Origin of the sequence: Isoalcanivorax pacificus W11-5 (genome assembly GCF_000299335.2) — a bacterium.
Classification (GTDB): Bacteria; Pseudomonadota; Gammaproteobacteria; order Pseudomonadales; family Alcanivoracaceae; genus Isoalcanivorax; species Isoalcanivorax pacificus.
Genome location: NZ_CP004387.1, coordinates 3,091,494 through 3,111,383, shown reverse-complemented (window position 1 = coordinate 3,111,383; position 19,890 = coordinate 3,091,494). Strand labels below are relative to the sequence as shown.

The 19,890-nt window shown below is 65.0% G+C and carries 20 protein-coding genes; 1 reads left to right on the top strand and 19 read right to left on the bottom strand.

What is annotated here, in order from left to right:
- Positions 1–4: 4 nt before the first annotated feature.
- From S7S_RS13790 to S7S_RS13720, 15 genes are all read right to left on the bottom strand, one after another.
- Positions 5–331 (bottom strand): hypothetical protein, encoded by a 327-nt coding sequence (locus tag S7S_RS13790; protein WP_008734123.1) that lies wholly within the window; start codon positions 329–331, stop codon positions 5–7.
- A gap of 2 nt (positions 332–333) precedes the next feature.
- Positions 334–762 (bottom strand): GFA family protein, encoded by a 429-nt coding sequence (locus S7S_RS13785; RefSeq protein WP_008734125.1) that lies wholly within the window; start codon positions 760–762, stop codon positions 334–336.
- A 3-nt stretch (positions 763–765) separates the two neighbouring features.
- Entirely contained in the window at positions 766–1,764 is a 999-nt protein-coding gene (lipA, locus tag S7S_RS13780; RefSeq protein ID WP_008734128.1) for a lipoyl synthase, read from the bottom strand.
- A complete protein-coding gene (lipB, locus tag S7S_RS13775) occupies positions 1,761–2,462 on the bottom strand; it encodes a lipoyl(octanoyl) transferase LipB (RefSeq protein WP_008734130.1) in 702 nt (233 codons plus the stop codon). Before lipB ends, lipA begins: the two co-directional genes overlap by 4 nt.
- Before the next feature lie 99 nt (positions 2,463–2,561).
- A complete protein-coding gene (locus S7S_RS13770; RefSeq protein WP_008734132.1) occupies positions 2,562–2,831 on the bottom strand; it encodes a YbeD family protein in 270 nt (89 codons plus the stop codon).
- A gap of 15 nt (positions 2,832–2,846) precedes the next feature.
- Positions 2,847–3,710 (bottom strand): D-amino acid aminotransferase, encoded by an 864-nt coding sequence (locus tag S7S_RS13765; RefSeq protein WP_008734135.1) that lies wholly within the window; start codon positions 3,708–3,710, stop codon positions 2,847–2,849.
- Between the two features lie 45 nt (positions 3,711–3,755).
- On the bottom strand, positions 3,756–4,928 hold the full coding sequence (locus S7S_RS13760; protein WP_338010700.1) for a D-alanyl-D-alanine carboxypeptidase family protein: 1,173 nt from the start codon (positions 4,926–4,928) through the stop codon (positions 3,756–3,758).
- A 271-nt stretch (positions 4,929–5,199) separates the two neighbouring features.
- A complete protein-coding gene (locus tag S7S_RS13755; protein WP_008734139.1) occupies positions 5,200–6,114 on the bottom strand; it encodes a septal ring lytic transglycosylase RlpA family protein in 915 nt (304 codons plus the stop codon).
- The gene (gene mltB / locus S7S_RS13750; protein ID WP_008734141.1) at positions 6,114–7,139 is read right to left on the bottom strand and encodes a lytic murein transglycosylase B; all 1,026 of its coding nucleotides are present in this window, start codon (positions 7,137–7,139) and stop codon (positions 6,114–6,116) included. The genes S7S_RS13755 and mltB overlap by 1 nt, the downstream gene beginning before the upstream one ends.
- A 14-nt stretch (positions 7,140–7,153) precedes the next feature.
- Complete coding sequence (gene rodA, locus S7S_RS13745; RefSeq protein WP_008734144.1) at positions 7,154–8,293, bottom strand: rod shape-determining protein RodA; 1,140 nt, start codon at positions 8,291–8,293, stop codon at positions 7,154–7,156.
- Positions 8,283–10,223: a penicillin-binding protein 2 gene (mrdA, locus tag S7S_RS13740; protein ID WP_238582900.1), complete on the bottom strand. Its 1,941-nt coding sequence runs from the start codon at positions 10,221–10,223 to the stop codon at positions 8,283–8,285. The genes rodA and mrdA overlap by 11 nt, the downstream gene beginning before the upstream one ends.
- A gap of 186 nt (positions 10,224–10,409) precedes the next feature.
- Positions 10,410–10,883, bottom strand: a complete 474-nt coding sequence (gene rlmH, locus S7S_RS13735; RefSeq protein ID WP_008734148.1) for a 23S rRNA (pseudouridine(1915)-N(3))-methyltransferase RlmH — start codon at positions 10,881–10,883, stop codon at positions 10,410–10,412.
- Between the two features lies 1 nt (position 10,884).
- Complete coding sequence (gene rsfS / locus S7S_RS13730) at positions 10,885–11,268, bottom strand: ribosome silencing factor (protein WP_008734150.1); 384 nt, start codon at positions 11,266–11,268, stop codon at positions 10,885–10,887.
- 25 nt (positions 11,269–11,293) lie between these two features.
- The gene (nadD, locus tag S7S_RS13725; RefSeq protein ID WP_008734151.1) at positions 11,294–11,941 is read right to left on the bottom strand and encodes a nicotinate-nucleotide adenylyltransferase; all 648 of its coding nucleotides are present in this window, start codon (positions 11,939–11,941) and stop codon (positions 11,294–11,296) included.
- Positions 11,938–13,206 (bottom strand): glutamate-5-semialdehyde dehydrogenase, encoded by a 1,269-nt coding sequence (locus S7S_RS13720; RefSeq protein WP_008734155.1) that lies wholly within the window; start codon positions 13,204–13,206, stop codon positions 11,938–11,940. Before S7S_RS13720 ends, nadD begins: the two co-directional genes overlap by 4 nt.
- Positions 13,207–13,477: 271 nt before the next feature.
- On the opposite strand from S7S_RS13720, the gene S7S_RS13715 reads away from it, so the two are divergent.
- Positions 13,478–14,770, top strand: coding sequence for an alpha/beta fold hydrolase (locus S7S_RS13715; protein WP_008734158.1), 1,293 nt, complete (start codon positions 13,478–13,480; stop codon positions 14,768–14,770).
- A gap of 85 nt (positions 14,771–14,855) precedes the next feature.
- On the opposite strand, the gene S7S_RS13710 is transcribed toward S7S_RS13715, so the two are convergent.
- From S7S_RS13710 to leuS, 4 genes are all read right to left on the bottom strand, one after another.
- The gene (locus S7S_RS13710; protein WP_008734159.1) at positions 14,856–15,713 is read right to left on the bottom strand and encodes a class I SAM-dependent methyltransferase; all 858 of its coding nucleotides are present in this window, start codon (positions 15,711–15,713) and stop codon (positions 14,856–14,858) included.
- 92 nt (positions 15,714–15,805) lie between these two features.
- Positions 15,806–16,810: a DNA polymerase III subunit delta gene (gene holA / locus S7S_RS13705; RefSeq protein ID WP_008734161.1), complete on the bottom strand. Its 1,005-nt coding sequence runs from the start codon at positions 16,808–16,810 to the stop codon at positions 15,806–15,808.
- Between the two features lies 1 nt (position 16,811).
- Positions 16,812–17,375 carry an LPS-assembly lipoprotein LptE gene (locus tag S7S_RS13700; RefSeq protein ID WP_008734163.1) on the bottom strand — a complete coding sequence of 188 codons (564 nt, stop codon included), beginning with the start codon at positions 17,373–17,375 and terminating at the stop codon, positions 16,812–16,814.
- Positions 17,372–19,816 (bottom strand): leucine--tRNA ligase, encoded by a 2,445-nt coding sequence (gene leuS, locus S7S_RS13695; RefSeq protein WP_008734165.1) that lies wholly within the window; start codon positions 19,814–19,816, stop codon positions 17,372–17,374. Before leuS ends, S7S_RS13700 begins: the two co-directional genes overlap by 4 nt.
- Between the last annotated feature and the right edge of the window lie 74 nt (positions 19,817–19,890).

The following is a 19,890-nucleotide window of genomic DNA, read 5'->3' as shown; positions in this document are numbered from 1 at the left end:
GCGGTTACCTCAACAGGATAAGCAGGCACAGACCGAACGCGCCCAGTGCGACCACCAGCGCGCTGCCGGCCAGCCACTGGGCGCGCAGCAGGGCGCGCTGGCTGGCTTCGGCGCCGGCTTCGATGGCGCTGACGGTCTGCTGCATCTGTTCCGCCAGCAGGCGTACCGATTCCGCATTGCCGGCGGCGGCCTGCTGCAGTTCGCTGATCTGTTGACTGACCAGCTCGGCGGACTTGTCGCCGCCGCGTTGCGTGAACGCGGGGATGGTGGTGCTGGCCACCGAGGCGATGTAGGGCAGGGCCATCTTCAGTACCGGTAGCCAGGCAGGCATGGTTACTGCTCCGTCTGTGGGGCGTGGGCGCTGCCGGGATAGCGCGGCAGGTCGTCGTCGATCGGCCACCAGTTGCACGCATCCACGGTATAGATATGCACCGCCGGGGCGGCCTGTACTTCACCTTCCAGGGAACCGGCGCGGATGCGCAGCACGTCCGGCATGTTGTCGCGCTCGCTGTACAGCGGGCTGCCGCAATGGCGGCAGAACACGCGCGTCTTACCCGGTGAGGATTCATAGCGTTGCAGCAGGTCTTCGCCACTGAGCAGGGTAAAGGCGCTACGGGCAATCGGCATATTGGTGACAAACGGCGTGCCCTGGGCGCGCCGGCACTGGCCGCAGTGGCAGAGCTGGATGCCCGGCAGTTCGCCGGTCACCTGGTAACGCACGCCGCCGCAGAGGCAACTGCCGGTGTGTCGGATATCGCTCATGCTTCAGGCCTGTTTGATCGGGATGCCGACATCCACGCCCTGGTGTTGCAGGTCGGCGTGGTAGGAGCTGCGCACCATCGGGCCGGAGGCCACCGATGTAAAACCGAGTTCCTCCGCCACGCGCGCGTATTCGCGGAACTCGTCCGGATGTACGAAACGCTCCACCGGCGCATGGTGTTTGCTCGGTTGCAGGTACTGGCCGATGGTCAGCATGTTGATGTCGTGGGCGCGCAGGTCGTGCAGGGTTTCGATCACCTGCTCGAAGGTTTCGCCCAGGCCGACCATGATGCCGGACTTGGTCGGCACATCCGGGTTGCGGGCGCCGAAATCCTGCAGCAGTTTCAGCGAGTGGTCGTAGCGGGCACCGGGCCGCACGCGCTTGTACAGGTGCGGCACGGTTTCGATGTTGTGGTTGAACACATCCGGTGGCGTGGCGCTGAGAATATCGATGGCCTCTTCCAGGCAGCCGCGGAAATCCGGGGTGAGGATTTCGATGCGGGTGCTGGGGGTCATGTCACGTACTGTGCTGATGCACTCGGCGAAATGTCTTGCGCCACCGTCTTGCAGGTCATCACGGTCCACCGAGGTGACGACGACATACTTGAGGCCCATGTCGCGCACGCTTTCGGCCAGGTGCAGCGGCTCGTCCGGGTCCAGTGCGTTCGGGCGGCCGAAGCCGACATCGCAGAAGGCGCAACGGCGGGTGCAGATGTCACCCATGATCATGAAGGTGGCGGTGCCGCCGCCGAAGCACTCGGGCAGGTTCGGGCAGGCCGCCTCTTCGCACACGGTGTGCAGCTTCTGCTTGCGCAGCATGTCCTTCACTTGTTGGATGCGTCCCGAGGAGGGCACGCGCACGCGAATCCAGTCCGGCTTGCGGACATGGGTCTGCGGCAGGTCGCCGGATTCGTCCACCATCGGGATGATGGTGCGTACCTTGCGATCTCCGCGCAGTTTTTCTCCCTGTGCCACTTTCTGGCGTGCCGGACGCGGCGTGCTCATGGGTGCTCCTCAAGGGTGTGCTGTTCGCTGTGCAGTGTAGCAGGTGGCGCCGGCAGCGCCGACAGGCGCGCGGCGTCCGCCGGCAGGGCCAGCCGCGCGCGCAGCGCGGCCAGCAGGGCGTCTTCGGTACGGGCGCGGTCGCTGTCGGCCTTGAGCCTTGCCAGGCTGGTCATCGGCTGGCCGATGTAGCCGCACGGGTTGATGCGCTGGAAAGCGGTCATGTCCATGTCGCGGTTGAGCGACAGGCCGTGGTAGCTGCGGCCGTGCCGGATGCGCAGGCCGAGCGAGGCGATCTTGGCCCCCTGTACATATACCCCCGGCGCATCCGGTTTGCTGGCGGCATCGATGCCGCAGCCGGCCAGCATGTCGACGATGGCCTGCTCGATGCCGGTCACCAGCGCGCGCGCGCCGATGCCCAGGCGGGCAATGTCGATCAGCAGGTAGATCACCGTCTGGCCGGGGCCATGGTAGGTCACCTGGCCGCCACGGTCGGTCTGCACCAGCGGGATATCGCCGGGATTGAGCACATGTTCGGGTTTGCCGGCCTGGCCGAGGGTGAACACCGGCGGGTGCTCCAGCACCCAGAGTTCGTCCGGGGTGTCGGGGCGGCGGGCGTCGGTAAAGGCTTTCATCGCCTGCCAGCAGGGGGCGTAGTCGATGGTGTCGAGCTGGCGGATGATCAGCGGCGTGTCGGTCATGGGGGGTATTATCCACCCCTGTCGGGGGCGGGAAAAGGCGGGCTGTGAAACGGGGTGTGTCATGGAGCGACGAGCTGCTCGAAGCCCGTCGCTCGCCGCTCAAAAAACCACTTTCACATGCGGGGACGCATTCAGGGCGGCATAGATGGCTTCCACCTGTTCGCGGTGCTGCATCACCACTTTGGCGTTCACCGAAACAAAGTTGCCTTTGCTGCTGGGCGTGACGTGCACGTCGCTGTCCGGGTCGAACTCCGGGGCGTGCTCGGTCAGTACCGCCACCACCACGTCGTGGATCGGGCTGTCGGTGGCACCCATCACTTTCAGGGTCATGGCGTGCGGGAATTCCCACAGGTGTTCGTTGATGGTCATGGTTTTTCCTCGTTGTCAGAGGCCGCACAGGTGTCGTTTGAAATCCACGTACAGGCGTGCCACGCGGCGCCATACCGGGCCAGGCCGGGCGTTGCTGACAGCCTGGCCGTCCAGGTTGACCACCGGCACCATTTCGCGGGTGGAGCTGGTCAGCCAGATTTCGTCGGCGCCGCGCAGGTTGGCCTCGGTGACCGGGGCCTCGCGATACGGCACATTGTGCGCGGCGCACAGTTCCAGCACCAGATCACGGGTAATGCCGCCGAGGATCAGGTGATCTTTCGGCGGGGTGATGACGGTGCCGTCGTGCACGATGAACAGGTTGCTGGCGGCGCCTTCGCTGGCGAGGCCGTCGCGCAGCATGATCGCCTCCGTGGCGCCGGCGCTGACGGCCCGCTGGCGCATCAGGATATTCGGCAGCAATGACACGGACTTGATGTCGCAGCGCAGCCAGCGGATGTCGGGCACAGTGATGGCGGCCACGCCGGCAGTTGTGTCCGGGCTGTCGGCGGCCGGTGCCGACATCGGGCTGGCCATGGCAAACACCGTGGGCGGTGTGCCTGGCGGCGGGAAGGCATGGTCGCGCACTGCGGCGGTGCCACGGGTAATCTGCAGGTACAGGCTCAGGTTGCCGCCGCCGTTTTTGCGGATCAGGGTGTCGATCAGCGCCGGCCAGTCGGCGCGGGCCAGCGGGGCGGCCAACTGGATTTCCGCCAGCGACCGTTCCAGCCGCGTCAGGTGTTCATCCAGCCGGAACGGGGTGCCGCCGTAGACGGGAATGACTTCGTAGATGCCGTCGGCGAACAGGAAGCCGCGATCCATCGGTGAAATGCGTGCCTCTGCCAGCGGCAGGAATTCGCCATTGAGGTACGCGATCGACATGACGGGCTCCGGAACGGGCGGCGGGCGATACCCGCCGCCTCGACGTCAGAACAGGTTGCTGAAGAACATCACCACATGGTGCCACAGCCGCTTGAAGAAGCCGGCCTCTTCCACTGATGTGAGGGCGACCAGCGGTTTTTCCAGCAGCACTTCGCCGTTCTGGCTGATGGTCAGGGTGCCCAGCCGCTGGCCCTGTTCGATCGGCGCACGCAGGTCGTTGTTGACGGTCATCTCGGCGTTGAGTGTTTCGTGGCTGCCGCGCGGGATGGTCATCATCAGGCGTCCGTCCAGGCCCAGCGCCACCTCGCTCTCGGTGCCCATCCACACGCGGGTGGTGGTCAGGGTTTCGCCGGCGCCATAGGCCTGGTAGCTCTCGAAGAAGCGGAAACCGTAGTTGAGCAGCTTCTGGCTTTCGCGCGCGCGGGCCTGTTCGGAATCGGTGCCCATCACCACGGAGATCAGGCGCATGCCCTCACGTTCGGCGGACGCCACCAGGCAATAGCCGGCGGCTTCGGTGTGGCCGGTCTTCATGCCGTCCACGCTGGGGTCACGCCACAACAGCAGGTTGCGGTTCTGCTGGGTGATGTTGTTGTAGGTGAAGGATTTTTCGCGGTACAGCGCGTAGTTCTCGGGGAAATCACGGATCAGCGCGCGGGCCAGCACGGCCATGTCGTAGGCGGTGGTGACCTGGCGTTCGTCCGGCCAGCCGGTGGCGTTGACGAAGTAGGAGTTTTTCATTCCCAGCGTCTGCGCCTGCTGGTTCATCATTTCGGCGAAGGCGTCTTCACCGCCAGCGATGTGCTCGGCCAGCGCCACGGTGGCGTCGTTGCCGGACTGGATCACCAGGCCACGCAGCAGGTCTTCGACGTCGACCTGCGTGCCTTCGCGGATGAACATTTTCGAGCCGCCCATGCGCCAGGCGTTGACGCTGACGGTGACCTTGTCGTCCAGCGCCAGGTTCTCCTGGTGCAGCTCACGGGCGACGATGTAGTCGGTCATGATCTTGGTCAGGCTGGCCGGTGGCAGCGGCTCGTGCGCGTTGTGCTCGACCAGGATCTGTCCGCTGGCGGCATCCATCAGGATGTAGCCGCGCGCTTCCACGTTTGGTGCGCTGGGGATCATCTGGGCGTTGGTGGTGGTCGAGAGCAAAGCCAGCATGACGCCGAGCAGGGCGACGAGAGGGGCATGCCGGAAGGTCAGCATCTGAGTTGTTTTCATGGTTCCTCACATTCCATGTTGCGGCAGGGCAGGCCACAGGGTTCGGGTAGGGACGCTCGGGTTATGCCCGCCATCGCCGGGCGGTGATACAGGAAGCTGCGGTGGTGATCGCAGCGCGGTGGCGGGCACAGGGTTTGACACAATCGCGCGGATAAATTCCGTTGTTGTGTAGTGATTTTGCGCACACGGTAACGTGTGTGCGCGTCAATGATGCTGCATTTTAGCGTGTGCCGGTCAGGATGCCATACGAGGAATGGGCTATGGGGCCTGTTCAGGGCATCACACGCACCGGCTCGCCGTAACCGGCACCGGCAACATCGTTGTGCGCGCTCTCACGGCCCTGCTCGGTGGTGAACGGCCCGATCCAGACGCGGTAGATGGCGTCGCCCTGTGTGTTGCCATGGCGGATCGCCACCGGATAGCTGAACTGTGCCAGCAGCCGGTTGACCAGCTGCTGCGCGGCATCTGCCTGCCGGAACGCACCGACCTGCAGATACAGTTCCGCCGGCGGTGGCGGGCTGTCGGCGGCGGCCCGGATCATGCTGCTGTTTGTGGACGTCTGCGTGTTGCCGGCCTGGCGGGTCTGCTGGCCGTCCGGCGTGATGACTTCCACGCGCACGCGGCCGGTGCCGCGCTGCTCGATGCCGAGGCGGTGGGCCGCAGCCCAGGACAGGTCGATTTCCCGGTCCGGGTGGAACGGGCCACGGTCGTTGATGCGCACGATCACCGATTTGCCATTCTCCAGGCTGGTGACGCGGGCAAACGTCGGCAGCGGCAGGCTGCGGTGTGCGGCGGTGAACTGGTACATGTCATACGGCTCGCCGCTGGAGGTGCGGTGGCCGTGAAACTTGCTGCCGTACCAAGAGGCAATGCCTTCGGCGACATAGCCGTCGGCGCTTGGCAGCACGTGGTAGGTCTTGCCGAACACGGTGTAGGGCGAGTGGTTGCCGTAGCGGCTGGGTAATTCGGCGCGGACTTCCGGTTCCGGCAGGTTCTCGACATCCGGACGATGACTCGGGCCGGCATCGTGCTGCTGGGTGTAGCGTTCACTGCCAGGGTTGGCATGCTGCTTCGGTGTGTCCGTCACCGGCGGCTCGCCGCTGGCATCGGTCACTGGTGCACGGCTGGCGCAGCCGCCCAGCAGGGCGGCGATCATCAGCAGGGCAAACAGGGCACGGGTGTGCATCAATCCTCCATCCGGTCCGCGATCTCGCGGCTGAGTTGCAGCACGGCCATGGCATACAGGCGGCTGCGGTTGTACCGGGTGATGACGTAGAAGTTGTCGGTGGTGAGCCAGAATTCACTGCCCTGCTCGCCGTCGAGTTCGAGCGCGGCAACCCGGGTTTCCGCCGGCAGATCATAGCAGTAGCGGTGGGCATTGTCGTCGCAGGAAAGCGGTGTGGCGCCCTTCGCGCGTGCGTCGCCCAGCGTCAGCGAGGGTTCGTAGCTGGTGCTGAAAATGCTCTGGTAGGCGGTGCCTTCCACCTGCGCGCGGGCAGCCACCGGCAGGCCGGTCTGCCAGCGATGGGCGCGGAAATAGTGGGCGACACTGCCGATCACATCGGCGACGTCGTTGATCAGGTCGATCTTGCCGTCGTCATTGAAATCCACCGCATAGGCACGGTAGCTGGACGGAATGAACTGCGGCATGCCCAGCGCGCCGGCGTAGGAACCGACCACGTCACCGGCATCGATGCCGGCCTCGCGTTCCAGCAGCAGCAGTTCTTTCAGTTCGCGACGGAAGAAATCCGCCCGGGGCGGATAGTCAAAGCCCAGCGTGGCCAGTGCATCCACCGCACGCCAGGTGCCCTTGTGGCGACCGTAGCGGGTTTCCACACCGACAATGGCGACGATGATTTCCGCCGGCACACCGTATTCTTTTTCGGCACGCTCCAGCAGGGCACGGTTTTCACGCCAGAACGCCAGCCCCTGCTCGATGCGGCTGTCCTGGATGAAGATCTTGCGGTACTCGCCCCAGGTCAGGGTGCGCTCGGCCGGTTTGGCGATCGCTTCGAGAATCTTGTCCTGGCGTGTAGCGCTGTCGAGCAGCTGTCTGACGTGCTGCTCGTCCAGCCCTTCGGCGACCAGTTCGCGGATCAGTGCCTGGCCCTCGGGGCGGCTGCTGTAGTCGTTGGCGGTGGCGTGGCTGGCGGCGACGCCCAGGCCCAGCAGGCACGCGGTGACGGAAAAACGAACAACGCCCTGTCGCATTGAAACTCCTGAAATCAGTGACCAAGCAGTTTGCGGTGTGTATGGATCGACATCAAGATGCCGAAGCCGCTCAGCAGTGTGACCGCCGAGGTGCCGCCAAAACTCACCAGTGGCAACGGTACGCCCACCACCGGCAGCAGGCCGGAGACCATACCGATGTTTACAAAGACATAAATAAAGAAAGTTAGTGCCAGAGAGGCGGCAAGAAGACGGCTGAAATTGTCCTGCGCCTGCCAGCTGATCACCAGCCCGCGGCCGACGATGAACAGGTAGGTGGCGAGCAGCAGCAGGATGCCGACCAGGCCGATTTCCTCGCCGAGCACGGCAAGAATGAAATCGGTGGAGGATTCCGGCAGAAAATCGAGCCGTGACTGGGTGCCGTTGAGCCAGCCCTTGCCGGTGATGCCGCCGGAGCCGATGGCGGTTTTCGACTGGATGATGTTCCAGCCGGCACCGAGCGGGTCGGCCTCGGGGTTGAGGAAGGTGTCCACGCGCCGCCGCTGGTAGTCGTGCAGCACGAAGAAATACATCAATGGCGCGGCGATGGAGAGTGCCGCCACTGCCACTGTGATCAGGCGCCAGGACAGCCCGGCGACAAACAGGATCAGCAGGCCGGCGGCCGCCACCAGAATAGCGGTGCCCAGGTCCGGCTGGCGTGCGATCAATGCGGCCGGGATCAGGGTAATGGCCAGCACGATCATCACATCGCGCAAGCGCGCCGGGAGGGCGCGTTCGCTGAAATACCAGGCGACCATGGCCGGCACGGCCAGCTTCATGATCTCCGAGGGCTGGAAGCGGCCGACACCGGGAATCGTCAGCCAGCGCTGGGCGCCCATGGCATGGGTGCCCATCAGCAGGACCAGGATCAACAGCACCAGGCCGACACCGTAGAAGGCCGGCGCCCAGAAGCGATAGCTGCGCGGCGGAATCTGCGCCATCACGAACAGGATGCCGAAGCCCAGGCCGAAGCGCAGGCACTGGCGCACCACCAGTTCCATGTTGCTGTCGCCGGCACTGTAGAGCACCAGCAGGCCGCCCAGGCACAGGGTGATCAGGGCCGCCAGCATTGGCGCGTCCAGGTGCAGCCGCCAGGCGAGGCCGTGGGCGCTGCCTGCGGGCTGCATCGGCATCTGGCGCAGGAATTCACGGCGCATCGGGTGTCTCCGGGGCAGGCACAGTCATGGCGGCGGTCACCGGGCCGCCAAGCGTGGCGGGCACCGTCTCCGGCAGGCCGGCGGGTGGCACGGCCAGTTGACCGGACGCGTCCAGCAGCCAGGCATCCATGGTGGCGCGCGCCACCGGGCCGGCGGCCGAGCCGCCGCCGCCGCCGCTATCCACCAGCACGGCCACGGCAATGGCCGGATTGTCGGCGGGCGCAAAGGCGATGAACAGTGCGTGGTCACGCAGCCGTTCGGCGATTTCCTCGGCGTTGTATTCCTCGTCATTGGCCAGCGAGAACACCTGGGCGGTGCCGCTTTTGCCGGCCATCCGATACTGCGCCCCGTGGCTGAGCAGGCGTGCGGTGCCGGCACTGCCGTGCACCACGTCGACCATGGCCTGGGTCATGCGCTGCCAGTGGCTGGGGGTGCTCATCACCGCCGGCTCGGTGGTCGGTGCCGGCGGCACAAGTTGCGCCACGCGCGGCACCACCGGAATGCCCTGGCGGGCCAGCACGGCGGTGGACAGAGCCAGTTGCAGGGGGGTGGTCAGCATATAGCCCTGGCCGATGCTGGTGTTGATGGTGTCACCGTGGAACCAGGCCTGGCCGCGCGCGCCGCGCTTCCACTCACGCGAGGGCATGATGCCGCGCGCTTCACTGGGCAGGTCGATGCCGGTGCGCAGGCCAATGCTGAAACGGGCCAGGAAATCGGCCATGCGATCGATGCCGAGACGGAAACCCATGTCGTAGAAGTAGGTGTCGCAGGACTGCATTACCGCCTTGTGCATGTCGACCCAGCCATGGCCCTGGCGGCGCCAGTCACGGAACACCCGCTGTTCGCCTTCGATGCGGTAGAAACCGGGGTCCCAGATGGTGCGCTGCCAGTCCGTGACGCCCGCCTGCAGGCCGGCCAGGCCAATCAGCGGTTTCACGGTGGAGCCGGGCGGGTACTGTCCCTGCAGGGCGCGGTTGAACAGCGGCTGGTCGTGGTCATCGCGGTAGCCGGCGTAGTCGAGGTGGGAAATGCCGGTGACAAACAGGTTCGGGTCGAAGCCGGGCCGGCTGACAAACGCCAGCACGCCGCCGTCGCGCGGGTCGATGGCGACCACGGCCCCGCGCCGTTCGCCGAGGGCATCCCAGGCGGCCTGCTGCACACGGATGTCCAGTTGCAGGCGCAGGTCCTGGCCCGGCTGCGGCGGGATTTCCTCCAGTACGCGCAGGATGCGGCCGCGGGCATTGGTTTCCACTTTCCGGTAGCCGGCCTGGCCGTGCAGCAGGCGTTCGTAGTGGCGTTCCACACCGATGCGGCCGGCATAGTGGGTGCCGGAATAGTTGGCCTGCTCGTCGGCGTCCATCTGTTCGATGTCTTCGGCGCTGATGCGGTTGACGTAGCCGAGCACATGCGAGAGCAGCTCGCCGTGGGGGTAGTGACGGATCGGATCGGCATCGATGCGCACGCCGGGCATGGCGTGCTGCGTGACGGCGATGCGGGCGATCTCGGTTTCGGTCAGCCGCGCGCGCAGGGGCACTGGCTCCCACGGCCGGCGCGGGCTTTGCAGGCGGCGCCGGAAGCGGTCGATGTCGCTGCTTTCCAGGCTGACGATGGTGGCCAGTTCGGCCAGTGTGTCGCCCAGGTCGGGCACCTGCTCGGGAATCAGTGCCAGCGAGAAGTCGGGCTGGTTATCGGCCAGCAGCACGCCGTTGCGATCAAAGATCAGCCCACGCGGCGGCGCGATGGCCTGGGTCTGTACGCGGTTCTTGTTCGAGAGAGTGGTGTAGCGATCATGCTGCAGGCCCTGCAGCCAGATCATGCGCGCGACCAGGATCAGTGACAGCCCCACCACGATGACCATGGACCAGATCAGGCGCACAGCAAAAATGCGGCCTTCCCGGTGATGGTCCTTGAAGGTCATCGGTGAACGCATGATGGGGTATTGAAACCTCGGTGTGGTGTGTCAGGCGCAAAGGGTGCAGTGGTGGCGTCGCGGGTGCAAGGGGGAGAGGCGGGGTCTGACGTCGGACGTCTGACGTCGGACGCTAAAAGACACTGCTTTCCCGTCTTTTTTCTCTTCGCGTCAGACGTCCGACGTCAGACGTCCGACCCGTCTTTTTCACCTGTGATATGGATGCCCACTCAGAATTGTCCACGCCCGATACACCTGCTCGGCCACCAGAATCCGCACCAGCGGATGCGGCAGGGTCAGATCGGACAGCGACCACTGCTGGCGGCATTCGGCGGACAGCGCCGGGCACAGGCCGTCGGGGCCGCCGACCAGAATGCACAGGTCCTGCCCCAGATCGCGCAGGGTGCCGAGTTCGGTGGCGAGTTTCTCCGTGGTCAGACGGCGGCCTTTCACTTCCAGGGCCACGGTCATTGCGCCGGGGTATTTCGCCAGCCGCTTGCGCAGCGCTTCCGCCTCGCGGGCGACCAGTGCGCCGGTATCGGCGTTGCTGCCGCGCTTTGGCAGGCTGATTTCCTCGATCTCAAGGCGGATATCCCCGGACAGGCGGCGGACGTATTCCGACGTACCCGCCTCGACCCAGCCGGGCATGCGGGTGCCCAGTGCCAGCAGACGGACGCGCAAATCAGGCGTCCCGTTCTTTGCCGCCGTTGTCGGCGGTGCCGCGGTCCGGGTGCTGGTGCGGGTCGCGCCAGAGGCGTTCCAGGTCGTAGAACTCGCGGGTGGCCGGCAGCATCACGTGCACGATCACGTCGCCCAGATCGACCAGGATCCATTCGGCATTCTGCTGGCCTTCCACACCCACTGGCGGGAAGCCGCTGGCCTTGGCCTGTTCGACGACGTTGTCCGCGAGCGCCTTGACGTGGCGGCTGGAGGTGCCGGTAGCGATCACCATGTTGTCGGCGATGCTGGTCAGTTTGCGGACATCAATGCTGCTGACGTTGCGGGCCTTGAGTTCATCCAGGGCGGCCAGGGTGATGTCGAGCAGGTCGGGTGTGCGGTCTGTCATGCGCTTCCTGATTCGGTGTGGGGGCTCAGTGCGAGCGGTCCGGGACATTATACAGACCCTGCTCGTGGATATAGCTCTCCACGGCAGGGGGCAGGGCGTCGCTGTGGCCATCGCGGGCCAGAGCGGCACGGATGCCGGTGGCGGAGAAATCCAGCCAGGGTGCGTCGAGCATCAGCCGGCGGCCGGCCGGGGCGCGTTGCAGGTCGCTGGCCTTACCGGGCACAAAGGCGGCCCGGACATCGAGGTTCGCTTCGCTGGCGCCGGGACGCGGCAGCACCGCGAGGTGGCACAGCGCCGGGTAATCCTGCCAGCGGTGCCACTGGTGCAGGCTGGCGAAGCTGTCGGCGCCGATCACCAGCACCAGCGGCCGGTGCGGGCCGAGCGTGGCACGGAAATGCCGCAGGGTGTTCAGGCTCCATGATGGCCCGCGCTGGCGCAGTTCCCAGTCATCCGGCACCAGGCCCGGTTCGCCCTCACAGGCCCGTTCCAGCATGGCCAGCCGCTGTGCGCCGCTGGCGAGTGGTTGCGGACGATGCGGTGGCACGGCGTTGGGCAGCAGGTGCACGGGGCAGCCGAGCACGTCGGCGACGGTGCGTGCACCCCGCAGATGTGCCGTGTGAACCGGGTCGAAGGTGCCGCCGAACAGGGCCAGGGCTGAGCCAGTGCCGGTCATTCCCTGACCTGGCCGTCGCCCAGCACGACCCATTTGCGGCTGGTCAGGCCTTCCAGGCCGACCGGGCCGCGGGCGTGGAACTTGTCGGTGGAGATACCGATTTCCGCGCCCAGACCGTACTCGAAGCCGTCGGCAAAGCGGGTCGAGGCGTTGACCATGACCGAGCTGGAGTCCACTTCGGTGAGGAAGCGGCGTGCCCGGGTGTAGTTTTCGGTGACGATGGCCTCGGTGTGCTGCGAGCTGTAATGGTTGATGTGCTCAATGGCCTCGTCCAGCCCGCTGACGATCTTCACCGCCAGAATGGGCGCCAGGTATTCCTCGAACCAGTCCGCCTCCGTGGCGGCGGTCAGGTTGGCCACCTTGCCCTCCAGCAGCGCCAGGGTGCGTTCGCAGCCGCGCAGCGCCACGCCGGCGTCGCTGAGGGCGCGGGCGATGTCCGGCAGCAGCGCATCGGCCACGGCCTCGGCCACCAGCAGCGTCTCGGCGGTGTTACAGGTACCGTAGCGGTGGGTCTTGGCGTTCAGGGTGATGCGCAGGGCCTTGGCCGGGTCGGCCTGCTCGTCGATATAGACGTGGCAGTTGCCGTCCAGATGCTTGATCACCGGTACGCGGGCGTCGCGGCTGATGCGTTCGATCAGGCCCTTGCCGCCGCGGGGTACGATGACGTCCACGTACTCGGGCTGAGTGATCAGCGCGCCGACGGCGGCGCGATCCGTGGTTTCCACGACCTGCACCGCATCTTCAGGCAGGCCGGCGGCGGCCAGGCCGGTGCGGATGCAGGCGGCGATGGCCTGGTTGGCGCGAATGGCTTCGGAGCCGCCGCGCAGGATGGCGGCATTGCCGGATTTCAGGCACAGGGCGGCGGCGTCGATGGTCACATTGGGCCGCGACTCATAAATGATGCCGATCACGCCCAGCGGCACGCACATGTGGCCCACCTGGATGCCGGTGGGGCGGTACTTCAGGCCGGTGATCTCGCCGATCGGGTCGGGCAGGGCCATGACCTGTTCCAGGCCTTCGAGCATGCCGTCAAAGCGCGCCGGGGTGAGTTCCAGGCGGTCGAGCATGGCGTCTTCCAGCCCGTTTTCACGGCCGGCGGCCATGTCCTCGCGGTTGGCGCTGAGGATCGTCTCGCGGGCGGCGCGCAGGGCATCGGCAATGCCTGCCAGCGCTGCGTTCTTCCGGGCCGTGGAGGCCCGCGCCATCTGCCGGGAGGCGGCGCGGGCGCGCACGCCCAGGTCCTGCATGTACTTCTCGATGTCCATGGTGCTCAACATATGTCCGGGTAAAGGGGGCCATTATAGCGATATGCGGCGGTTTACGCGCTCCCGGAAATACCACAGAATGCCAGAGCGGTGTCTACTGGGCAGGCATTCTGGAATCACGCCGGTCTGACTGGCTGGTACCGGCGTTCCCGCGCCACATCGCTATCAGGAAATCAAAAAAACGACACGCCCCGCGCAGGCGCCGCATGACGGCCCGTGACGGAGGCGGCGCGACAATAACAACAGGCCAGTACCGGAGGCCGTGATAACTATGCGTATCGATTATCAGGAATACAGCCGGGGCGCCATCAAGGCAGAACCCGAGAGTTTCTGGGTGGGACAGTGGCGCATCGACTACATCGCCTTCGGTGCACCGGAAAACCGTCACAAGCCGCCGCTGGTGGTGATCGGCGGGGCCTTCCAGAATTTCACCTCGTACAAATACTGTGTCGAGCACATCTACACCGATTTCCCGGTGGTGCTGGTGGACCTGCCGTCGCTGGGCAACAACGATCAGGTGTCGCCGGATCTGGGCATGGAAGACCTGGCCGACCTGCTGCATGAGTTTGTCGTGCACATGGGGCTGCCGACCGTCCACCTGATGGGCCTGTCGCTCGGTTCGGCCATTGCCAGCACCTTCGCCTACAAGTACCCGCAACTGACCGGCAAGATGATCGTGGCCGGCATCGTCGTACGGCCGCGCAAGAGCTGGCGCATGCTGGTGGAAGAATCCGTACGCGTGCTGGATGAAGGCCGCATGGATGAATTTTCCCAGGCGGTGGTGCTGTATCTGGTCAACTACCATCGCCTGAAAGAAACCGGCATCACGCCCACGGCGCGCCGGCTGTTCTACCGGCAGATGAAGGCGCTGAGTGACAACGAGCGCGAACGTTACAAGATCAATGGCCGCCGGCTGCTGTCTGTGGAGGGCCTGCTGGGCTACCCGGAATGTGAAACCCTGGTCACCACCGGCGAGTTCGACAGCTTCACATTGCCGTGGGAAAACGCCGCCTTTGCCGCACGTTGCCCGAACGCGCAGTTTGCGCTGATCAAGGGGGCCGACCACCTGCCGCAGCTGGAAAAGCGCGAGGTGTCGCTGGAGCTGTTCCTGACATTCCTGCGTGGCGCGCCGCTGGAGCAGGTGGACGGCATTACGCTGTTCCCGCGCGGCAGCTACGAGCAGCTGGAACGTCGGCGCAGTGAGCGACTGTTGCCCTGCAACACCCGTGGCCATGTGACCAGCGAATCCCGCATTGGTGATCAGTTCCGTTTTGACCAGCGCGTCAAGGTGGTCGACATCAATTTCTTCGGCTGCCTGCTGAAACTGGAAAATCCCGGTTTCTCGACGGCAGAGCATGCCCGTGACTGCACGCTGCACATGAGTTCGCCGGAACTGAAACTGGAACTGCTGGTGTTCCAGTATGAGGAGACGGGATATCTGCGCTGTCTGTTCAAGCACGGCAATATTCGCGAGGCGGAACGCTTTGCCGAACTGCTGAATGACCGCCAGTATTTCCTGGAGCCGCGCGCCAGCGGCGGTAACGTGCACAAGATCTACGGCTGACAAACCGCCCGCATCGTGGCCTGCACTGTTTTCGTCCCCCCCCCAGGAGACTGTGCAGGCTACGGTGGAAGGGTACCTTCTTGCTTCAGCTCCGTGCCTCAATGACACGTACGAACGGCATGCCCCGTGAACGTGGCATCGGCAGCAGGCGATAAAAATCCCGTGGGTTATGCACTGCCACCTGGCCGTAGCCGAGTGAGGTGAAATGTTGCTGCGCTTGGTTGTCGCTGCCGAAATGGAAACTCACCCGGCTGCGTGACACCGTGCCCAGCAGGCCGCGCAGGGTCTGCATGGTGCGGTGGAACGGATGATCGTCCAGCAGCGGATAATTGTCGGTGAGATAAATACCGGTGGGGTGTTCCGCCAGGACATGCCGCAGGCGCTGCCAGAAACTGTCGATAGTCGGCAGGTCAAAATAATTCACCAGGCCTTCTGTAATCACCAGCAGTGGCTTGCTCCGGTCAAAATGATCCCGCACCACGTTTTCCAGTGCATCGTCGGTATCGCGGGCAAACACGTTCAGCGGTACGGCCTGGTGCTGGGCGCTCAATGAGCCGGTGCGTGCCAGCAATTGCTGCTTGCGATCCGCCATGTCCGGCAGGTCCGCTTCCACATACGTCAGTTGCGGGTAACGCTGGCAGAAACGGTAGCCGCGCGGTGACAGGCCGCAGGCGATTTCCAGAATCTGCGTGACGCCTTCTTCTTCAATGGCTTTTTCCACCAGGTGATCGATCAGGTGATGGCGCTGCAGCAGGAAGGTGCGGATATTGCCCCCCACCAGTTTGCCGCCCACCAGTTCGAACGGTGCCAGCGCATGGTAGAAGACGCTGCCCATGCGGGTACGAAAGGCGGGCGCGGACAGCCCGTTGGCGGTCCAGACGTGGCCGGTGTACAGCGCAGTGAAGCTGATGGACGAGGTATCCAGGCGATCTTTTTTCAACATGGCGGGCGTATTGTTTTTCTGAAGGAGTGCCGAGGTTAGCAAGACGGCCCGGGGGCTGCACGGTCGAACGGGTCAATCTTTCCGGAAAGCTGTCAGCCGGCTTCCATCACCGACGGCAGCGGGCGACCGCACAGGCGCATCAGGATGGACGCCAGATGTTGCCATGGGTCGCCGCTGGCCATGCCCTTGATGGCCTGATCGGCGCGGGCGCACAGCGCCTGGGCACTGGCCATGCCGCGTGGTCCGAGCTTGCGCGCCAGAGGTTCGAGCTGGCGCAATCGTTGCGGTGGCATGCGGCCGGGGTCCTGTCCGGCAACCATGGCGCTCAGGCTGCGCACATCGCGTGCCAGTGCCCAGAGCACCACCGGCGCTTCCACGCCTTCGCTGTGCAGGTTATCCAGGATGCGCAGCGCGCGCGGCAGGTCGCCGGCGGTGATGGCATCGCCGAGATCGAACGGGCTGAAACGGCTGGTGTTGCCGACCGCTTGCTGGATATGCAGCGGCGCGATGGTTTCATTCGGGAACAGCAGGGCGAGCTTGTCGATCTCCTGCGCGCAGGCCAGCAGGTTGCCTTCGCTGCGTTCCACCAGCAGGGCGATGGCATCCGGTGTGGCGTTCAGGCTGGCACGGCGCAGCCGGGTTTCGATCCAGCGTGGCAGCTGCGCGGCATTGATGGGCCAGACTTCAGTCAGGGCGCCGTGTTTCTCCAGGGCCTTGACCCACTGACTGTTCAGGTCGCGGCGCCGGTCGAGTTTCGAGGCGGTGATCAACAGCAGGGTGTCCGGTGCAGGGTTGCCCAGCAGTTGTTGCAGGATTTCACTGGCGGCCTTGTCCGGGCGTTTTTCGCCGAAACGGATTTCCAGAATGCGTGCGCCACCGAACAGGCTCAGGCTCTGCGCCTCGCTGTACAGCGATGGCCAGTCGATGCCGGTATCGGTGCTGAACAGCTGCCGTTCGAGGTAACCCTGTTCGCGCGCGGCGCGGCGCACGGCATCGGCGCACTCGCCGAGCTGGAACGGCTCGTCACCGGCGATCAGGTAGGCCGGCAGCAGTTGCTGTGCGAGCTGGCGGCTGAGCTGTTCCGGTTTGATCTGCATATCAGAGCGCGCCCGGGTCGGGTTGTGCGCCTTCCGGCACGGGCGGCGGTGCGCCGTCGTCGGTGGCGTTGTCGATGAACATGTCGCGGGTGGCGGCGTCGAGCTGGCGCAGCAGTTGCCAGGTGGCGTCGCGATACATGTCCTGGCGGGTATAGGATTCTTCGTCGCTGGAGGCGGTGGCGTTTTCCGGATCGTAATTGAAGTTGCGCACCAGCGTGATCTGCCGGCGCGGTGTGATCGCGGTGCTGGTCTTGCTGTCCGCCAGTTGCCAGAAGAAGCTGTAGCGCAGTTCGATTTCCGCGGCCCGGCCCTGGGCATCCACCGCCACGGTGCGGCGGCCGAACCGTTCGTTGTCGATGCGCAGGGTTTGCGGTGCGGCGTCGTGCACAGCCACCCCACTGGCTTCCAGGGCATCCAGGGTGCCGTCGCGCAAGTCGTAACTGCCGCCGGTGACCGTCAGTGCAGCCAGGTTCTGGTATTCCGGTGCGCCGCGCAGCTTGAAGCCGCAGCCGCTGAGCACCAGGCTCAGGCCGAGCAGGGCAGGCAGCAGCGCGCGGCGGATCATGCGCTCACCACGATATTGACCAGTTTGCCTGGCACCACGATGACCTTGCGCACCGTCATGCCTTCCAGGAAGCGCTGGGCGTTGGGGGCGGTGCGTGCCATTTCCTCAAGGGTGGCGTTATCGGCTCTGGCCGGCGCGTCGATCTTGGCGCGCACTTTGCCGTTGACCTGGACCACCAGTTCGATGGTGTCTTTCACCAGTGCCTGTTCATCAAAACCCGGCCACGGCTGGTCCACCACCGGCTGCGCGTGCCCCAGCGCTTGCCACAGGGTGTGGCTGATGTGCGGGGTGATCGGTGCCAGCAGCACCACGGCGGCTTCCAGGGCCTCGCGCACCACGGCACGGTCCTGGTCGTTGGCGGGCTCGAAGCGGCTGACGTCGTTGCACAGTTCCATCACTGCCGCGATGGCGGTATTGAAGGTCAGGCGGCGGCCATAGTCATCGCTGACCTTGGCGATGGTCTCGTGGGTTTTGCGGCGCAGATCGCGCGCAGCACTGCCGAGCGCGTCGATATCCAGCGCCGGGACATCGCCAAGGCTGTCCTGGACCAGCCGCCACAGGCGCTTGAGAAAACGGTTCGCGCCTTCGACGCCGGCATCGTTCCATTCCAGAGACTGTTCCGGTGGTGCGGCGAACATGGTGAACAGACGGACCGTGTCGGCGCCGTACTGGTCAATCAGCGCCTGCGGGTCGACGGTGTTGCCTTTCGACTTCGACATCTTGGCGCCGTCCTTGAGCACCATGCCCTGGCACAGCAGTGACTTGAAGGGTTCGTCACTGGTGACCAGCCCGGCATCGCGCAGCAGCTTGTGGAAAAAGCGCGAGTACAGCAGGTGCAGGATGGCGTGTTCGATGCCGCCGATATACTGATCCACCGGCAACCAGTAATTGGCTGCCGCCGGGTCGAGCATGGCGTTGTCGTTCTGCGGGCAGCAGTAGCGGGCGTAGTACCAGCTCGACTCCATAAAGGTGTCGAAGGTATCGGTTTCACGCAGTGCGCTCTGGCCGTTGAAGTCGGCCTTGGCCCATTCGGGGTCAGCCTTGATAGGGCTGGTCACGCCGTCCATCTGCACGTCTTCCGGCAGGCGCACTGGCAGGGTGTCGGCCGGGGCCGGCACGATATCGCCATTCTCCAGGTTCAGCATCGGGATCGGCGCGCCCCAGTAGCGCTGGCGGGATACACCCCAGTCGCGCAAGCGGTAGTTGACCTTGCGCTCGCCCTTGCCGGCTTTGGCGAGATGTTCGGCGATGGCATCAAACGCCTGTTGCGACGTGAGGCCGTCGAAGGCACCGGAGTTCAGCAGCATGCCTTTGTCAGTGAAGGCGGCGCTGTCGAGGTCAACGGCTTCCCCGTTCGCAGGGGCAATTACCTGCCGGACCGGCAGGTCGTATTTGCGCGCAAATTCCCAGTCGCGCTGATCGTGGCCGGGGACGGCCATGACGGCGCCGGTGCCGTAGCTCATCAGTACGAAATTGGCGATCCACACCGGCACTTCGTCACCCGTGACCGGATGCACGGCGGTCAGGCCGGTGGCGATGCCTTTTTTCTCCATGGTGGCGAGTTCGGCCTCGGCCACTTTCTGGTGCTGGCATTCGTCGATAAAGGCAGCAATGTCTGCGTTGCCTTCGGCGGCCAGCTTCGCCAGCGGGTGGCCGGCGGCCACGGCGACGTAGCTGACGCCCATCAGGGTATCCGGGCGGGTGGTATAGACGCGCAGCGGCGCCTGCCCCGGCACGTCGAATTCAAGCTCGACACCTTCGGAGCGGCCGATCCAGTTGCGCTGCATGGTCTTGACCTGTTCCGGCCAGCCGTCGAGCTGGTCCAGGTCGCTGAGCAGTTCTTCCGCGTAGTCGGTGATCTTGATGAACCACTGCGGGATTTCCTTCTGCTCAACCAAGGCGCCGGAACGCCAGCCGCGACCGTCGATGACCTGCTCGTTGGCGAGCACGGTCTGGTCCACCGGGTCCCAGTTCACGGTGGCCATCTTGCGATACACCAGGCCCTTCTCGAACAGTTTCGTGAAGAACCACTGTTCCCAGCGGTAATACTCGGGGCGGCAGGTGGCCAGCTCGCGGTCCCAGTCATAGCCGAAGCCCAGGCGCTTCAACTGGCCCTTCATGTAGGCGATGTTTTCGTAGGTCCACTTGGCTGGTGCCACGCCGTTTTTCAGCGCGGCGTTTTCCGCCGGCAGGCCGAAGGCGTCCCAGCCCATGGGTTGCAGGACATTCCGGCCCTGCATGCGCTGGTAGCGACTGATCACGTCACCGATGGTGTAGTTGCGCACATGGCCCATGTGCAGGCGACCGCTGGGGTAGGGGAACATGCTCAGGCAGTAGAACTTTTCCCGCTGAGGGTCCTCGGTTACCTTGAACGTCTGGTGTGTTTCCCAGAAGCGCTGGGCTTCCTCTTCAATCTGCTCGGGACGATACTGTGTGTCCATCGGGGCTCTGAATCCTGGTGCTGTACTGCTGTCAAACGGGTCACAGGGCTGCATCTGCAGCCCTGGAGGCAAAA

Excerpts from the sequence above, each read along its gene's own strand:
- S7S_RS13715 (WP_008734158.1), top strand. The coding sequence starts at position 13,478 with ATGCGTATCGATTATCAGGAATACAGCCGGGGCGCCATCAAGGCAGAA.
- S7S_RS13755 (WP_008734139.1), bottom strand. The coding sequence starts at position 6,114 with ATGCACACCCGTGCCCTGTTTGCCCTGCTGATGATCGCCGCCCTGCTG.
- S7S_RS13760 (WP_338010700.1), bottom strand. The coding sequence starts at position 4,928 with ATGAAAACAACTCAGATGCTGACCTTCCGGCATGCCCCTCTCGTCGCC.
- S7S_RS13785 (WP_008734125.1), bottom strand. The coding sequence starts at position 762 with ATGAGCGATATCCGACACACCGGCAGTTGCCTCTGCGGCGGCGTGCGT.
- S7S_RS13720 (WP_008734155.1), bottom strand. The coding sequence starts at position 13,206 with ATGGACATCGAGAAGTACATGCAGGACCTGGGCGTGCGCGCCCGCGCC.
- holA (WP_008734161.1), bottom strand. The coding sequence starts at position 16,810 with ATGCAGATCAAACCGGAACAGCTCAGCCGCCAGCTCGCACAGCAACTG.
- rsfS (WP_008734150.1), bottom strand. The coding sequence starts at position 11,268 with ATGACAGACCGCACACCCGACCTGCTCGACATCACCCTGGCCGCCCTG.
- lipB (WP_008734130.1), bottom strand. The coding sequence starts at position 2,462 with ATGACCGACACGCCGCTGATCATCCGCCAGCTCGACACCATCGACTAC.
- S7S_RS13790 (WP_008734123.1), bottom strand. The coding sequence starts at position 331 with ATGCCTGCCTGGCTACCGGTACTGAAGATGGCCCTGCCCTACATCGCC.
- S7S_RS13765 (WP_008734135.1), bottom strand. The coding sequence starts at position 3,710 with ATGTCGATCGCGTACCTCAATGGCGAATTCCTGCCGCTGGCAGAGGCA.
- leuS (WP_008734165.1), bottom strand. The coding sequence starts at position 19,816 with ATGGACACACAGTATCGTCCCGAGCAGATTGAAGAGGAAGCCCAGCGC.
- S7S_RS13770 (WP_008734132.1), bottom strand. The coding sequence starts at position 2,831 with ATGACCATCAACGAACACCTGTGGGAATTCCCGCACGCCATGACCCTG.
- lipA (WP_008734128.1), bottom strand. The coding sequence starts at position 1,764 with ATGAGCACGCCGCGTCCGGCACGCCAGAAAGTGGCACAGGGAGAAAAA.
- rodA (WP_008734144.1), bottom strand. The coding sequence starts at position 8,293 with ATGCGCCGTGAATTCCTGCGCCAGATGCCGATGCAGCCCGCAGGCAGC.
- mltB (WP_008734141.1), bottom strand. The coding sequence starts at position 7,139 with ATGCGACAGGGCGTTGTTCGTTTTTCCGTCACCGCGTGCCTGCTGGGC.
- nadD (WP_008734151.1), bottom strand. The coding sequence starts at position 11,941 with ATGACCGGCACTGGCTCAGCCCTGGCCCTGTTCGGCGGCACCTTCGAC.
- S7S_RS13710 (WP_008734159.1), bottom strand. The coding sequence starts at position 15,713 with ATGTTGAAAAAAGATCGCCTGGATACCTCGTCCATCAGCTTCACTGCG.
- mrdA (WP_238582900.1), bottom strand. The coding sequence starts at position 10,223 with ATGCGTTCACCGATGACCTTCAAGGACCATCACCGGGAAGGCCGCATT.
- S7S_RS13700 (WP_008734163.1), bottom strand. The coding sequence starts at position 17,375 with ATGATCCGCCGCGCGCTGCTGCCTGCCCTGCTCGGCCTGAGCCTGGTG.